This is a genomic window from Sphingopyxis sp. (genome assembly GCF_035998905.1).
In the GTDB taxonomy this organism is placed as follows: domain Bacteria; phylum Pseudomonadota; class Alphaproteobacteria; order Sphingomonadales; family Sphingomonadaceae; genus Sphingopyxis.
The window spans coordinates 285,651-300,570 of sequence record NZ_DASYHG010000009.1 but is presented as its reverse complement, the minus strand read 5'-3'; the positions used below and the strand labels follow the sequence as shown (position 1 = coordinate 300,570).

General features: G+C 65.5%; 16 protein-coding genes. 5 read left to right on the top strand and 11 right to left on the bottom strand.

The genetic code is table 11. The features are described from left to right. Nucleotides 1-62: 62 nt before the first annotated feature. On the bottom strand, nucleotides 63-320 hold the full coding sequence (locus VGN62_RS03810) for a hypothetical protein (protein ID WP_327451336.1): 258 nt from the start codon (nucleotides 318-320) through the stop codon (nucleotides 63-65). 47 nt (nucleotides 321-367) lie between these two features. Beyond that, nucleotides 368-1,399 (bottom strand): MipA/OmpV family protein, encoded by a 1,032-nt coding sequence (locus VGN62_RS03805; RefSeq protein WP_327451334.1) that lies wholly within the window; start codon nucleotides 1,397-1,399, stop codon nucleotides 368-370. 184 nt (nucleotides 1,400-1,583) lie between these two features. On the opposite strand from VGN62_RS03805, the gene VGN62_RS03800 reads away from it, so the two are divergent. The 5 genes from VGN62_RS03800 to VGN62_RS03780 are packed head-to-tail and all read left to right on the top strand — an operon-like array spanning nucleotide 1,584 to nucleotide 5,413. Beyond that, nucleotides 1,584-1,832: a hypothetical protein gene (locus VGN62_RS03800; RefSeq protein WP_327451332.1), complete on the top strand. Its 249-nt coding sequence runs from the start codon at nucleotides 1,584-1,586 to the stop codon at nucleotides 1,830-1,832. Beyond that, nucleotides 1,819-2,394: a hypothetical protein gene (locus VGN62_RS03795; protein ID WP_327451330.1), complete on the top strand. Its 576-nt coding sequence runs from the start codon at nucleotides 1,819-1,821 to the stop codon at nucleotides 2,392-2,394. Before VGN62_RS03800 ends, VGN62_RS03795 begins: the two co-directional genes overlap by 14 nt. A 51-nt stretch (nucleotides 2,395-2,445) precedes the next feature. Then, a complete protein-coding gene (gene dxs, locus VGN62_RS03790; RefSeq protein WP_327451328.1) occupies nucleotides 2,446-4,374 on the top strand; it encodes a 1-deoxy-D-xylulose-5-phosphate synthase in 1,929 nt (642 codons plus the stop codon). After that, nucleotides 4,371-4,691: a hypothetical protein gene (locus tag VGN62_RS03785; RefSeq protein WP_327451326.1), complete on the top strand. Its 321-nt coding sequence runs from the start codon at nucleotides 4,371-4,373 to the stop codon at nucleotides 4,689-4,691. The genes dxs and VGN62_RS03785 overlap by 4 nt, the downstream gene beginning before the upstream one ends. A 53-nt stretch (nucleotides 4,692-4,744) precedes the next feature. After that, nucleotides 4,745-5,413, top strand: a complete 669-nt coding sequence (locus tag VGN62_RS03780) for a hypothetical protein (protein ID WP_327451324.1) — start codon at nucleotides 4,745-4,747, stop codon at nucleotides 5,411-5,413. A gap of 61 nt (nucleotides 5,414-5,474) precedes the next feature. Here the strand turns inward: VGN62_RS03780 and VGN62_RS03775 are convergent, their stop codons facing one another. The 9 genes from VGN62_RS03775 to purE all read right to left on the bottom strand — a co-directional run bounded on the left by VGN62_RS03775 (nucleotide 5,475) and on the right by purE (nucleotide 14,872). Beyond that, nucleotides 5,475-5,894, bottom strand: a complete 420-nt coding sequence (locus VGN62_RS03775) for a DUF3035 domain-containing protein (protein WP_327451321.1) — start codon at nucleotides 5,892-5,894, stop codon at nucleotides 5,475-5,477. A 24-nt stretch (nucleotides 5,895-5,918) separates the two neighbouring features. Beyond that, the gene (gene lspA / locus VGN62_RS03770; RefSeq protein ID WP_327451319.1) at nucleotides 5,919-6,440 is read right to left on the bottom strand and encodes a signal peptidase II; all 522 of its coding nucleotides are present in this window, start codon (nucleotides 6,438-6,440) and stop codon (nucleotides 5,919-5,921) included. Then, nucleotides 6,437-9,439 (bottom strand): isoleucine--tRNA ligase, encoded by a 3,003-nt coding sequence (locus tag VGN62_RS03765; protein ID WP_327451317.1) that lies wholly within the window; start codon nucleotides 9,437-9,439, stop codon nucleotides 6,437-6,439. The genes lspA and VGN62_RS03765 overlap by 4 nt, the downstream gene beginning before the upstream one ends. A gap of 197 nt (nucleotides 9,440-9,636) precedes the next feature. Beyond that, nucleotides 9,637-10,680: a glycerophosphodiester phosphodiesterase family protein gene (locus VGN62_RS03760; RefSeq protein WP_327451315.1), complete on the bottom strand. Its 1,044-nt coding sequence runs from the start codon at nucleotides 10,678-10,680 to the stop codon at nucleotides 9,637-9,639. Nucleotides 10,681-10,696: 16 nt separating this feature from the next. Continuing rightward, nucleotides 10,697-11,626, bottom strand: coding sequence for a bifunctional riboflavin kinase/FAD synthetase (locus VGN62_RS03755; protein WP_327451313.1), 930 nt, complete (start codon nucleotides 11,624-11,626; stop codon nucleotides 10,697-10,699). Further along, complete coding sequence (locus VGN62_RS03750) at nucleotides 11,623-12,804, bottom strand: dipeptidase (protein WP_327451311.1); 1,182 nt, start codon at nucleotides 12,802-12,804, stop codon at nucleotides 11,623-11,625. The genes VGN62_RS03755 and VGN62_RS03750 overlap by 4 nt, the downstream gene beginning before the upstream one ends. Nucleotides 12,805-12,808: 4 nt before the next feature. Beyond that, nucleotides 12,809-13,300: a dihydrofolate reductase gene (locus tag VGN62_RS03745; RefSeq protein ID WP_327451309.1), complete on the bottom strand. Its 492-nt coding sequence runs from the start codon at nucleotides 13,298-13,300 to the stop codon at nucleotides 12,809-12,811. Then, on the bottom strand, nucleotides 13,297-14,370 hold the full coding sequence (locus VGN62_RS03740; protein ID WP_327451307.1) for a 5-(carboxyamino)imidazole ribonucleotide synthase: 1,074 nt from the start codon (nucleotides 14,368-14,370) through the stop codon (nucleotides 13,297-13,299). Before VGN62_RS03740 ends, VGN62_RS03745 begins: the two co-directional genes overlap by 4 nt. A 4-nt stretch (nucleotides 14,371-14,374) precedes the next feature. Beyond that, nucleotides 14,375-14,872 carry a 5-(carboxyamino)imidazole ribonucleotide mutase gene (purE, locus tag VGN62_RS03735; RefSeq protein ID WP_327451305.1) on the bottom strand — a complete coding sequence of 166 codons (498 nt, stop codon included), beginning with the start codon at nucleotides 14,870-14,872 and terminating at the stop codon, nucleotides 14,375-14,377. Between the last annotated feature and the right edge of the window lie 48 nt (nucleotides 14,873-14,920).

The following is a 14,920-nucleotide window of genomic DNA, read 5'->3' as shown; positions in this document are numbered from 1 at the left end:
TTCGCGGGAATGACGAAGTTATAAGAACCGAGAGTCCGCAACCGGTCGAGAGCGGACTTCGGCTAGAGCGCCGTTTTTGCCGCCCTTGCCTTCGCTTTCCTTTGCATAAACGCAACTGGAGCAGCAATCACAAGAGCACCGATTCCCGACGCAATGATACGCGGACCAATCGGTAAAAACCCAAGCGCCAACAATTGTAGCACCGGCAGCGCAAACAGGTAGGTCAGCACCGCATACGCCTTCGCGCGCCAAAGCAAGACGAGGCCAGCCAAGCATGAGGCGAACGCCACGGCGCTTGCTACAAGAGCAATGAAATTCATAACCCGATCATAGGCGAAAATAGTATGCCCGCAACCGGCCGCGCCCGTCAGAACTGGTATGCCAGCCCGCCGCCGAAGACCCACTGGTCGGCGCTGCCGACGTCGGCGACGATCGGCGATTTTGCAAAGCGCGAGAGCATGCGGCCATATTGCGCGCCGCCGATCAGCGTGAAGCCCTTGCGCAGGTCGCCCGACAGCGCATAGGCGCCCGCGACGCCGAGCGTATATTTACCCGCGGTCGCCTTGCGTCCCGCGGCGTCATAGACGGGGAGCCCGCTCGCCGCGCTGTCCGCGGCGTCGATGTCGTAATAATAGCGGCCGAAACCCTTGCCGTAGAAGTTCACCGACGCCGAAAAGCCCAGATAGGCGCGCTTCGACAGCGGGGTGCCGTAGTCGATCGTCGGCGACGCGGTCCAGCTGCCGTGGCGGCCCGATATGTCCTTCGACGCCGACAGGCGGATGCCGAGCTGGTCATATTCGCTGGTGATCACCCCCGTGTGGGTGACCCCGGCGAACAGCCCCATTTCGACCGCGACCTTGCGCTTGCCGAGCGCCGCGACCTGCGGATCGTCGACCTTGCCGCTGCGATCGCCGCGCAGGCTGATCGTCGGGCCAAATTTGAAATCGGTCTTTTGGCCGCGCCGCTGGCGGATCAAATCGACCTGGAAATTGGTGCCGCGGGTCGAAAAGGAATAGCCGCTGATCCGTCCGCGCAGGTAAAAGGCGGGCAGGGTGCGGCGGTCGTCGGAGCCGTTGTAGCGCGGGTTGTTGAGCACCCCCGCGGCGACCGCAAAATAGTCGCGCGACCATTTGCGGTCGGGATCGTCGTCCTGCGGCCGCGCGGGCGGGAGGATGATATTCTCGTCGATCTCGCTGTTCTGGAGATAGCGCGCCGGTTCCTCGATGCCCGGTTCGAGACCCGGAGCGAGGCGCGTGTCGGCGGCACGGGCGATGTCGTAGGGAAGCGGCGCCTCTTCGGCGGCGGCGGGCGATGTGAAGGCAGCAAAGGCGACAAGGGCAAGCGCCGGGATCGAACGCAATGGACGGCCTATGCGGAACAACATCGTGAAATCGGGCATGAGTATCCGCATCCTTGTTTTTTTGCCCCCTCTGATCGGGGGTGTAAGTGATTGACCCGCCATTGCAACGGCTTCGTCTTGCCGAAGTATGCGTTTGGCCGCATGGACCTTTCATGCACCGAAACGCCTTCGCCGCTTTCATATCCCCCCACTGCGCCATTGGTTCCCCGGCGAGCGCTGCGTCATGAGCCGCGTGCCGCGTTTTATCGGCTATGCGCTGATGGCCGCTGCGGCGCTTGTCGCGGTCCTGATGAAGCGCGACGGGATCGAGAATATCGGTCCGCTTCCCGCGGTCGCGGTCGCGCTGTTCCTCGGCATGGTCGGGGTTATGCTCGTGTTCACAGATTTGATGGTGCGCGGCCTCTATGCGCAGGTCGACGCGGCGAAGGCGGCCGCGAACGACAAGGAGACAAACCGCGATGACAAGGACTGAACGATCTATCGGCCGGCTGATGGCGGCAGCGCTCGCGCTGCTCGCATCGACGGCGTCGGCGGCCGATGCGGCGTCGGACGAAAGCGATCGCTTTCATCTCGCCGAAGCGAAGGGTGCGTGCGATGCGCAGGATTTTCCGGCCTTTGTGTGGCCTTTTGCCAACAGCGGCGCAGTGCGCGAACGCCACAGCGCCGCAAGCGTTCGCGTGACCGAAGGCGGCCGGACGCGCGACGTCCCGGCGAGGGCCTATCTCGATCGCGGCGATTTTCCGATTGCGATGATCGACTACAGCTATGTCACGGGAACGTCGATCCGGGCCTTCGAGGCGCCCGGCGGCGGCGACCCCGCGCTGCTCGCCTATGTCGAGGTCGATTTCCGCGATGCGCCGGGTGGCCGCCGCCGCGCCGACTGGACCGAGGGGCGCTTCGAACCGGGCGAGGGCGACGGGCCGGGAACGCTGATCGAGCGGATCGGGACGAGCGGTTCGCTGGTCTTCGAACCCGCCGGCGGATGCTGGCGGCTGGTCGAGGATATCCGCAACCCGGCGATTCCGGGGCGTTGAGGCGGCCCCTTTTCGTTCGACACCCCATGCGCTTGGCAGTATGACGGCGACATGACCGACCGTCCGCATACGCCGCTGCTCGACACGGTGGATGTCCCCGCCGACCTCCGCAAGCTGAAGCCCGAAGACCTCCGCCAGTTCGCCGACGAGCTGCGCGCCGAGATGATCTCGGCCGTCGGCACGACGGGAGGGCATCTGGGCAGCGGGCTGGGGGTCGTCGAGCTGACGACCGCGCTCCATTATGTGTTCGACACCCCGCGCGACAAGATTGTGTGGGACGTCGGGCACCAATGCTATCCGCACAAGATCATCACCGGGCGGCGCGACCGGATCCGCACGCTGCGCACCGGCGGCGGATTGTCGGGGTTCACCAAGCGCAGCGAGAGCGAATATGACCCGTTCGGCGCGGCGCATTCGTCGACCTCGATCAGCGCGGCCTTGGGCTTTGCGATAGCCAACAAGCTGAAGGACGAGCCGGGCCGCGCGATCGCGGTGATCGGCGACGGGTCGATGTCGGCGGGCATGGCCTATGAGGCGATGAACAATGCCGCCGCGGCGGGCAACCGGCTGATCGTCATCCTCAACGACAATGATATGTCGATCGCGCCGCCCGTCGGCGGACTTTCGGCTTATCTGGCGAAGCTGGTGTCATCGCGGCCGTTCATCGAACTGCGCGAGATCGCGCGGCGCTTTGCGCGCAAGCTGCCCGAACCGCTGCACAAGGCGGCGAAAAAGACCGACGAATATGCGCGCGGCATGGCGATGGGCGGGACGCTGTTCGAGGAACTCGGCTTTTATTATGTCGGGCCGATCGACGGGCATAATCTGGAGCATCTGATCCCGGTGCTCGAAAATGTGCGCGACAGCGACCATGGCCCGGTGCTGATCCACGCGGTGACGGTGAAGGGCAAGGGCTATGCCCCGGCGGAGGCCGCCGCCGACAAATATCATGGCGTGCAGAAATTCGACGTGATCACCGGGGTGCAGGCGAAGGCGCCTCCGGGACCGCCGGCGTATCAGAATGTCTTCGGCGAAACGCTCGCGAAGCTCGCCGACACCGACAAGCGCATCGTCGCGATCACTGCGGCGATGCCGTCGGGCACCGGCGTCGACAAATTTGCGAAGGCGCACCCCGACCGCACCTTCGACGTCGGGATTGCCGAGCAGCATGCGGTGACCTTTGCTGCTGGGCTTGCGGCGCAGGGAATGCGGCCGTTCGCGGCGATCTATTCGACCTTCCTCCAGCGCGCGTACGATCAGGTCGTCCACGATGTCGCGATCCAGAATTTGCCGGTGCGTTTTGCGATCGACCGTGCGGGGCTCGTCGGTGCCGACGGCTCGACGCATGCGGGGTCGTTCGATGTCACTTACCTCGCGACCTTGCCCAACATGGTGGTGATGGCGGCGGCCGACGAGGCCGAACTCGTGCACATGACCTATACTGCGGCCGAATATGACGATGGCCCGATCGCCTTCCGCTATCCGCGCGGCAACGGCACCGGCGTGGCGCTGCCCGAGGTTCCGCAAAAGCTGGAGATCGGCAAGGGTCGCGTCGTGCGGTCCGGCAAGACCGTCGCGATCCTGTCGCTCGGCACGCGGCTCGCCGAGGCGCTGAAGGCGGCCGACACGCTGGAGGCGCGCGGGCTGTCGACGAGCGTGATCGACCTGCGCTTCGCGAAACCGCTCGACGAGGAGCTCATCCGCAAGACGCTTGCCGCTCACGAGGTGTGCGTGACGGTCGAGGAAGGCAGCGTCGGCGGGCTCGGCGCGCACGTGCTGACGCTCGCGAGCGACGAGGGGCTGATCGACGCGGGGCTGAAGCTGCGCACGATGCGCCTGCCCGACGTCTTCCAGGACCAGGACAAGCCCGAGCTGCAATATGACGAGGCGGGGCTCAACGCGCCGCAGATCGTCGATACGGTGCTGAAGGCGCTGCGCCACAACAGCGCGGGCGTCGAGGAAGCGGGCGCACGGGCTTGAGCGGCGGTACCATGCTCGCTGCGATGCTGTTGCTGGCTTCGGCGGCGGCCGACGATATCGCCGCAAAGGAAGCCGGGCTGGACGAGGCGATGGAATGCCGGGCATACAGCCAGTTTGCGGCGGTCGCTGTGCCTTCGCCCACCGGCGACAAATTTGCCCGTTACTGGGTTGCCGAAAGCGAACGACGCGGTGCGAAGCTGGGTCTCGACAAGGACACCGTCTATATCCGGCATCTGGTGGTCAAGATCGATGCCGACAAGGCGAAACCGATCTGGGAGAAGTGCCTGGACCTGACGCCGAAGAAGGTCTTCAAATAAGGGCTGATATTTTCTCCGCCTTGCGCGGATGAATGCCGCAAGGGGGTAGACAGGTGAATTTCTTCAACCTCCTGCAATCGCTCGACGAATTGCTCTATGAGGTCATGTCGTGGCTGGTCTTTTATCCGATCACGCTGTGGCGCACGCTTGTCCGTCCGTTGAAGATGATGGATTATTCGGACCTCGAGCAGGGCGACACCCAGGACCAGCAATATACCGACACGCTGTCGCCGCCGCTGTTCCTGCTGCTGTCGCTGATCATCGTCCACGCCGCCGAACTCGCGCTGATCGGCAATGATGCGGTGGTGACGAGCAAGGTCGGCCTGTCGGCGCTCGTAAGCACCAACACCGACCTGATCATGCTGCGTATCGTGTCGTACAGCCTGTTCGCGGTGATGATGGCGACGCGGCTGCTGCGCGCGCGCAAGGTCGAACTGACGCGCGCGACGCTGCGCGCCCCCTTTTACAGCCAATGCTATGTCGTCGCGCTGCTCGCAATCCTGCTCGGCGCCAGCGAGGTGCTGATCCGGCTGGCGCACGAATGGTCGATCCTGACGGGCGCGCTGCTGGGGCTGGCTGCGCTGCTGTGGTTCGGCACGCTGCAGACCGCCTGGTTCGTCCAGCATCTGAAATGTAGCCGGTTGCGCGCATTCGGCCATGCTTCGCGCGCGATGGTCGAAAGCCTGATTGCGGTGCTGTTGTTGTCGAACCTGTTCAGCTGAGCCCCAAAAGAAAACGGCCCGGGGATGCCGGGCCGTCCTCATAAACGGTTCACGGGGCCGTTCAGGCGGTCGGGATCGCCGCCGACGCGTCGCGGCCGTCGCCTTCGGGCGCGGCGAGGATGTCGCGGACGACGAGGCCCTTGTCGACGACCTGCGTGTCGGGGCTGCCGACCTGGCTGCGGATGCCGGGGTCGGCGCGCGCGCCGTCGGCGCTGCCGATGATCTGCGTTTCGCCGGGGCTACGCGCCGACGGGCCGCCGAAGAGCGCGCGCAGCGTCTGTTCGGCGGTCGATTCGCCGCCGGGACGCGCGGTGCCGGGGGCGGGCGGGGTCAGCGCATAGTCGGGCGGCACGACGAGCGGCGCCTGGCGCGACACCATCATTTCGTCGGGACGGTCGCGGCTGAACAGGCTGTTCGACCCGCAGGCCGACAGCGTCGTGGCAAGGATCGAGGCGGCCAGGATGGCGGTGGTCCGGTTCACTTATATATTCTCCTATGCGCCCCGTTACTCGGCGGACGGCTGGCCGCCCGTGCTCCCGGCCTTTTCGCCCAAGAGCAGCGCGCGCGCAACCAGCAAAAGCACGCCGATGGTGATGCACGCATCGGCGACGTTGAAGATCATGAAGGGGCGGAAATCGCCGAAATGCAGGTCGGCGAAGTCGACGACATAGCCGAAACGCACGCGGTCGACGATATTGCCGAGCGCGCCGCCGAGGATCATCGCGAGCGCGATCACGTCGCCCTTCGCCTGTTCGCGCGTCATCCAGAAGGCGACCGCGGCGGCGACGATCCCGGTAACCGCGACGAGCGTCCAGCGCGTCGTGTCGGTGCAGCTCGCGAACATCGACAGCGAAATCCCGCAATTCTCCGCCCAGGTCAGGTTGAAGAAGGAGACGACCTCGATCTGCCCCTTGGGTTCGAGCGACAGCGGCACCGTGATCACCCATTTGGTGATCTGGTCGAGGATGAAGGCGACCGCGGCGAAGATCAGGCCGAAGCGCAGGTGCGGGGAACGGGTGCTGCTCATGCCGCGGTCAATACCGTGTCGCAGCGATTGCACAAGGCGCCGTCGGTTTCGACCTCGGGCAGGTGGCGCCAGCAGCGGCCGCATTTGTGGTTTTCGGTGCGGGTGACGGCCAGTTCGTCCCCGGCGCGCGCGACCGACACGATGAAGATTTCCTCGAGCGCCGCGGGATCGAGCGTCGGATCAGGAATCGTGACCTCGGCCTCGAGGCTCGAACGGATCGTCTTTTCGCGGCGATAGGGTTCGATCGCTTCGGTCACCGCCTCGCGCTGGGTCCGCACGCCCGCCCATTTGGCGGCAAGCGCGGCGTCATTCCATGCGGCATCGACCGTCGGCCATTCGAGCAAATGCACACTGCCCGCATCGGGATAGCGCGTGCCCCACACTTCTTCGCTGGTGAACACCAGCACCGGCGCGGCGTAACGCACGAGCGCATGAAACAGCACATCGAGCACGCTGCGATAGGCGCGGCGGGTGTCGGTGCCGAGCGGCGCGGCGGGGCCGAGGTCGCAGTAGAGGACGTCCTTGCGGATATCGAAATAGAAGGCCGACAGATCCTCGTTGCAGAAATCGGCGAGCAGGCGTGTGTAGCTGTTGAAGTCGAAATCATCGACCGCCTGATGCATCTTCGCGTCGAGGTCGGCGAGCAGGCTGAGCATATAGCGCTCAAGCTCGGGCATCGCCGAAACGTCGCTGACGCGTTCCTCTTCGGTAAAGCCGTCGAGCGCGCCGAGCAGGTAGCGGAAGGTGTTGCGCAGCTTGCGATACTGGTCGGCGACGCCCTTCAGGATCTCGTCGCCGATGCGGTGATCTTCTGTGAAGTCGACGCTCAGCGCCCACAGGCGGATAATGTCGGCGCCGTTGGTTTCCATTACCTTGACGGGATCGGTCGTGTTGCCGAGCGACTTCGACTGTTTGAAGCCCTTGGCATCCATCGTGAAGCCGTGCGTCAGCACCGCCTTGTACGGCGCCTGTCCGCGCGTGCCGCAGCTTTCGAGCAGCGACGACTGGAACCAGCCGCGATGCTGGTCGCTGCCTTCGAGATAGAGGTCGGCGCTGTGGGTGCCGCCGTCGTGACGGACGAGCGCGGGCCATTTGCCGCTTTCGAGCACGAAGGCGTGGGTGCAGCCCGAATCGAACCAGACGTCGAGAATGTCGACGATGCGCTCGTAATCGGCGGCGTCATAGTCCGGCCCAAGATATTCCTGCGCGCGCGCGTCGTTCCATGCGTCGACCCCGCCCTCGCGCACCGCCGCGACGATGCGGTCGTTGACGATCGGGTCGTTCAGATAATGGCCGGTCTTGCGGTCGACGAAGAGCGTGATCGGCACGCCCCAGGCGCGCTGGCGCGACAGCACCCAGTCGGGGCGCCCCTCGACCATCGACCCGATGCGGTTGCGGCCCTTGGCGGGGACGAAGCGCGTGTCGTCGATCGCCTGCATCGCCGCTTGCCGCAAGGTCGGGGCGTCGCAGAGATCCTCCTCGTGCGGGTTGAGCGCGCCGCCCTCATTCTCCCAGCGCTTTTCGCGCGGGGTCTTGGGCTCGATATGCGTCATCACCTTGTCCATCGGCACGAACCATTGCGGGGTGCAGCGATAGATGACCTTGGCCTTCGAGCGCCAGCTGTGCGGATAGCTGTGCTGGTAATCGGCGCTGGCGGCGAGCAGTGCGCCGGCGTCGCGAAGGTCCGAACAGATTGGGCCGTCGGGCGCGTTGAACTTGGGGTTGATCACCGATCCCTGACCGCCGAGCCAGCCCCAATCCGCGCGATATTTGCCGTCGCCCTCGACCGCGAACACGGGATCGAGCCCGTTCGCCTTGCACAGGTCGAAATCATCCTCGCCATGATCGGGCGACATATGGACGAGCCCGGTGCCGCTGTCGGTGGTGACGAAATCGCCCGCGAGGAAGGGACGCGGACGCGCGAAGAAGCCGCCGAGCTTGTGCATCGGGTGGCGTGCAATGGTGCCGGCGAGGTCGGAGCCTTTGATGACGGCGCCAGGGAATGCGACGTCAGCCCGCTCGGGAACCGCGACGTAATCCCATTCGAGGATCGGAGCGTCCGTCGGCCAATCACTCGCTTCCGGCTGCGCGCGAAGAAAGCGTTCGACGCGCTGCTTGAACGTATCCAGCAACTGGACCGCTACAATGAAGCGGCCTTGGAACCGCTCCAAACCCTTGGCGTGCACCGTGACGTCGCCGATTTGATATTCGACATCCGGCCCATAGGCCAAAGCCTGATTGACCGGGATCGTCCAAGGCGTCGTCGTCCAGATCACCGCATGTGCGCCGACCAGTTCCGCGATCGGGCTTTCGACGATCTCGAACGCCACATCGATCTGCGTCGAGACGATATCCTCATATTCGACCTCGGCCTCGGCGAGCGCGGTCTTTTCGACCGGCGACCACATCACCGGCTTGGCGCCGCGATAGAGCATGTCGTTGGCGGCGAATTTGAGCAGTTCGCGCACGATGGTGGCCTCGGCCTCATAATCCATCGTCAGGTACGGATGGTCCCAGTCGCCGCCGATGCCGAGGCGCTTCAGCTGCTCGCGCTGGGTGTCGACCCAGTGCTGCGCATAGGCGCGGCATTCGGCGCGGAATTCCTCGACCGGAACCTCGTCCTTGTTGAGCTTTTTCTTGCGATACTGCTCCTCGACCTTCCACTCGATCGGCAGGCCGTGGCAGTCCCAGCCGGGGACGTAGGGCGCGTCCTTGCCCTTCAGCGTCTGGGTGCGGACGACCATGTCCTTCAGGATATGGTTGAGCGCATGGCCGATATGCATGTCGCCATTGGCATAGGGCGGACCGTCGTGGAGGATGAACTGGTCGCGGCCCTTGCGGCTCTCGCGAATCTGCCCTTCGAGATTGCCCTCGATCCATTTCGCCAGAATCAACGGCTCCTTCTGCGGCAGGCCGGCCTTCATCGGGAAGTCGGTCTTGGGCAGGAAGACGGTGTCGCGATAATCGCGCTGTTCTGCGGTGGGCGTGCTGTCGGTCATGCGCGGCCGCTTAGCGCAGATTTGCGTGGGAGCAAACCTTCCTCTCCCCTTGGGGGAGAGGGATGTGGAAGCTTGGCAGCTTGCTGCCTAGCTGGAGCTGGGTGAGGGTATGTGACGTTGCCGGACCCTCACCCGCTGCGACTAGCGAGCAAGCTCGCAAGTCTCGCTGCCCTCTCCCGCAAGACGGGAGAGGATTTTCATTTCTGCCGCGGCCTGAGCGCCGGGCCGACCTCGCGGATATCCTCGACCCAGATATAGCCGTTGAAGCTCGCGGGGACCTTGGCGAGTTGCTGCGGCGTCGTCAGCCCCTCGTTCGACTTGCCGCTTTCATAGGGGCCGAGCACGATCACGCGCGCGCCGACGCTGTCCATTCGCGCGATCAGCCGGTCGGGCCAGCCCCAGAAAGCCCATTGATAGTTGATCGGGATGACGATCACGCCGTTCCGGCAGCTTTCGGGGACGATGCCCGTCCAGCCGTAGAGGGCATAGTCCTTGGTGCATGCCCTGGCGCCGCCTTTGAGGTCGAACGACCAGTTGGCGGGCAGCAGTTCGCGCATGCGCTTTACGGGCGCTTCGGCGCCATAGAAGGCGTCACCGAGTTTCGCGCTGTCGCGGCCCGATGCCTTCAGGATGGCGAAAAGCTGGTCGGCCTCGCGCGAGTCCTTCGACTTGAAGTTGAAGAGGATCGGGTGGACGGGGAGCGCGGCGAGGCCCTCCTCGACGGTCGGCATCTTGCCGATGCCCTTGCCGCGCAAGGGGAAGGTCTGGCCGCCGTCGGCGGTATAGCCATAGCCGATGTCGAGCGCTTTCAATTCGGCGAGCGTCAGGTCGCGCGTCTCGCCCTTGCCATCGGTGCGGCAATCGACGGTCCAGTCGTGGAAGAGGACCATGCGGCCGTCCTTCGTCGGGGCGACGTCGACCTCGACCATGTTCGCGCCGAGCCCGACCGCCCAGCGCATCGATTCGGGGGTGTTTTCGAACACATCATGGCTTGGCGGCAGCGCGCGCGCGGCGGTGCAGGTGTCGCGGCCGGCGGCGGCGCGCTTGTCGTAGAGGTGATAGACGCCGCGGTGTGCGATGAGCTTCGGTTTTCCGGCAGGATCGGGGGCGAGCCAGCTGGCGTTCGACAGGGTGAGCCAGGCGACGATCGCGGCGAAGATCCAGAGCAGGATCTTGGTGCGGCGCTTCATGGGTTTTTTCGGTGGGCCTTCGAGGGCTGATGCCCAGTCGCTATCGGTCATCACGCCCCCTCGTCAATTAAACGTCAGCCAACAATCGCTTCGCCTCGTCGCAATCGGCCGCGATCTGCGCCATCAGCGCGTCCATGTCGTCGAATTTCGCCTCGGGGCGGATGAAGGCGTGGAAGGCGACGTCGATTTCCTGTCCGTACAAATCTTCGGCAAAGTCGAAGAAATGCGGTTCGAGCAATTCCTTTGGCGGATCGAAGCTCGGGCGGATGCCGAGGTTTGCCGCGCCCTTGAGGATGCGGCCGTCGGGAAGCTTCCCGGTGACGGCGTAGATGCCGTAACGCGGACGCAGATATTGCCCCATGTCGATGTTGGCGGTCGGAAAGCCCAGAAGGCGGCCGTTCTTGTCGCCGTGCTGCACCTGCCCGCGCACCGTGAAGGGGCGGGTGAGGAGGCGCGCCGCGGCGGGGCAGTCGCCTGCTTGCAACGCTTCGCGGATGCGGCTCGACGAAATCACCTCTTCGGCGTCGTCGACGGGCGCGACCATTTCGGTGAAGAAGCCGAGACGGCGCGCGTGGTCGGCGAGCGTGACGACATTGCCGCCGCGGCCCTTGCCGAAGACGAAATCGGCGCCGGTGACGACGCCGGCGGCGCCATAGCGGTCGAGGAGCAGTTCGGTGATGAAATCCTCGGCCGTGGTCCCCGCGAGCGTTGCGTCGAACGGCAGGACGAGCATCGCGTCGGCGCCCGCGGCGGCGAAGAGTTCCTGCCGCTGGTCGAGCGTCGTCAGGCGGAAGGGCGCGACGTCGGGTTTGAAGAAGCGCACCGGGTGCGGGTCGAAGGTCGCGACGATCGCCGGGCGGCCCTCGTCGCGCGCGTGGCGCACCGCGCGGCCGACGACCGCCTGATGTCCCGCGTGGAAGCCGTCGAAATTGCCGAGCGCGATCACTCCGCCGCGCAAGGGTTCGTCGACGCGGTCGTGGCCGTCAAGGCGGATCATGGGGCGGGCGGAGTGAGCGGCACGAGCCCCGCCCTGAGCACGCGGATCGCGTTGCCGCCCATGACGGCGCGGATCTCGTCGTCGGAAAAGCCCGCATCGATCAGCGCCTGCGTCACCTGCACGAGCTTCGACGTGTCGAAGCGCACCGTGGTCGCGCCGTCATAGTCGCTGCCGAGCGCGACATACTGGATGCCGACGAGGTCGCGGACATGCTTCATCGCCTTCGCGATGCTCGCGGGCGAGGTGTCGCACACCGCGGCGTCCCAATAGCCGATGCCGATGAGGCCGCCGGTCGCGGCGACACCCCGGATTTGTTCGTCGCTGAGGTTGCGGTTGACCTTGCACGTCGCCTGCACGCCGCCGTGGCTGGAGACGACGGGGCGGCGCGCCATCTTGAGGATGTCGGCGACGCAGGCGCTGGAGCAATGGGCGATGTCGACGATCATGCCCTTGGCTTCCATGTCGGCGACGACCTGTCGCCCGAGCGGAGTGAGCCCGCCCTTTTTGAGCCCGTGCATCGACCCCGCGAGATCATTGTCGAAGAAATGGGTGAGCCCCGCCATGCGGAAGCCCGCGGCGTAGAGCTTGTCGAGGTTGGCGAGCTTGCCTTCGAGGACGTGCAGCCCCTCGATGCTGAGCATCGCGCCGACCAGCTTCTTATCGCGATCTCGTGCGCGCAAAACGACATCGATATGATCGTCTTTCATCACGGTTCGCAGTTTGCTGCCGTCTGCTCGGGCAAATCGATCCAGCTTTTCGGCATGCCATAGCGCTCGTTCGAGCAACGAGTTCCACGTCCGCACCGGCTGAAGCTGGGCAATCACTAGCGCAGTGATGTTGTCGGTGTCGGCGCCGTTTGCGTCGTAATTCTGGTTCTTGGGCGATTTGGTCGTGCTCGCCAGCACCTGCAGCGCGACATTGCCGTCCCGCAGTCGCGGCAGGTCCATATGGCCGCGGTCGGCGCGATCGAGGAAGTTGCGGCTCCAGAGCAGGCTGTCGCTGTGCAGGTCGACGATCGTCAGCGTCTTGTGCAGCGCCTCTGCGCGCGCGCTGACCGCGGGGAGCGGCTTGCCGTCGATCTTGTTGAGATCCCGTTCGATCATGCCGGGGGCGAGCGTGAAAAAGGCGGCCGCGGCGAGTGCGATCAGGATGAGGATGCTCAGGATCCAGCGGCGCATCGGCCTATTTCCTTGTCAGCGTGACGAAGCTGTAGGCCGGGCGGCCGGCGTCGTCGGCGGGATGATCTTCGCGCGCGCTTTCGTTCCAGTCGGCAGCGGCGGGATAATCGATGATCGCATCGCCCTTGGGTTCGAGGGCGACCTCGGTGAGTTCGATGCGGTCGGCGAGCGGCAGGAACAGGCGATAGATTTCGGCGCCGCCGATCACCATCACATGCGGCGCGTTGGCGAGCTTCAGCGCCTCCTCGATCGTCGCCACCGGCTCGGCGCCCTCATCCTGCCATTCGGGATCGCGGGTGAGGACGATGTGGCGGCGCCCTTCGAGGATCGCGGGCAGGCTGTCGAAGGTCTTGCGCCCCATGATCATCGGACGGCCCATGGTGAGCTGCTTGAAGCGGCGAAGATCGGCGGGCAGGTGCCAGGGCATCTTGCCGTCGGCGCCGATCACGCCGTTGGCGGCGCGCGCAAGAACCAGCGTGATTTCGGGATGATTCATGCGGGAGAGGTTCCAACCCAGGTGGCGTGGCCGAGCTTGCGGCCGTCGCGAACCTCGGCTTTTCCATAATGATGGACATGGCAGGCGGGGTCGGCGAGCAGGTCGGGGACGGTTTCGATCCCGCCGCCGATCAGATTGTGCATGACCACCGGCAAGACCGCGGTTTCGGTGCTGCCGAGCGGCAGGCCGGCGACGGCGCGGATATGATTTTCGAACTGGCTGACGACCGCGCCTTCGATCGTCCAGTGACCGCTGTTGTGAACCCGCGGTGCCATCTCGTTGAAGATCGGGCCGTCGTCGCTCACGAAAAATTCGCCGGTCAGGACGCCGACATAATCGAGCTCCGCGGCGATCCGGGCCATCAGCGCGCGCGCCTCGTCCTGCTGGTCGAGCACGGCCCCCGGCGGGGGCAGGGTCGATGTCGCGAGGATGCCGCCTTCGTGGACGTTGACGGGCGAGTCCCAGAAGCGGACCTCGCCGTCGATGCCGCGCACGAGCAGCACCGAAAATTCATGCGCGAAGGTGACGAAGCCTTCGAGCACCGCGGCGTGGCGGTCGATCATTTCCCACGCGGCATCGGCGTCGGCGGCGGTGGCGAGGCGCGCCTGCCCCTTGCCGTCATACCCCATGCGCACCGTCTTCAGGATCGCGGGGGCGCCGATCCGGTCCAGCGCCGCGTCGAGCGCCGCGCGGTCGGGCACCGCGGCGAAGGGGGCGGGCCGGCCGCCGAGCCCGGCGACGAAATTCTTTTCGGAAAGCCGGTCCTGCGCGATTTCGAGGCCTTCATACCCCGGACGGACCGCGACATGCCCCGACAGGAAGCGCACCGTGTCGACCGGGACATTTTCGAATTCATAGGTGACGACGTCGCAATGCGAGGCAAAGGCCGCGAGGCGCGGCTCGTCGTCCCACGCCGCCTGCGTGTGATGCGCGGTCACCTCGGCGGCGACGCTTTCCGCGTCGGGGGCGTAGATATGAACCCGGTAGCCGAGCTGCGCCGCTGCGACCGCGAGCATGCGCCCGAGCTGGCCGCCGCCCAATATGCCGATCGTCGAACCGGGTGGGAGCAACAGATCAGCCCTCGCGCACAGGGGTAGGGGCGACGCTGTTCGCCTGCGCCTCGCGCCATGCGACGAGCTTTTCGGCGAGCGCCGCGTCTTCGTTGGCGAGCAGCGCGGCGGCGAACAGTCCGGCGTTGGTCGCGCCCGCCTTGCCGATCGCAAAGGTCGCGACCGGAATGCCGCCGGGCATCTGGACGATCGAATAAAGGCTGTCGACGCCGCTCAAGGCCGCCGACTGGACGGGCACGCCGAGCACCGGCACGCGCGTCATCGATGCGACCATGCCGGGCAGGTGCGCGGCGCCGCCGGCGCCCGCGATGATCGCCTTCAGTCCGCGGTCGGCCGCGCTTTTGGCATAGGCGACGAGGCGATCGGGGGTGCGATGCGCCGAGACGATCTGCACCTCGTGCGCGATGCCGAATTCTTCGAGGATCTGGACCGCGTGCGCCATCGTCGGCCAGTCCGACTGGCTTCCCATGATCACACCGACTTGCGGCGCACTATCGCCCATCACCCGATCCCTCCTGTGGGCGGCGATGAATCGCCGCCGCCTTCCCCC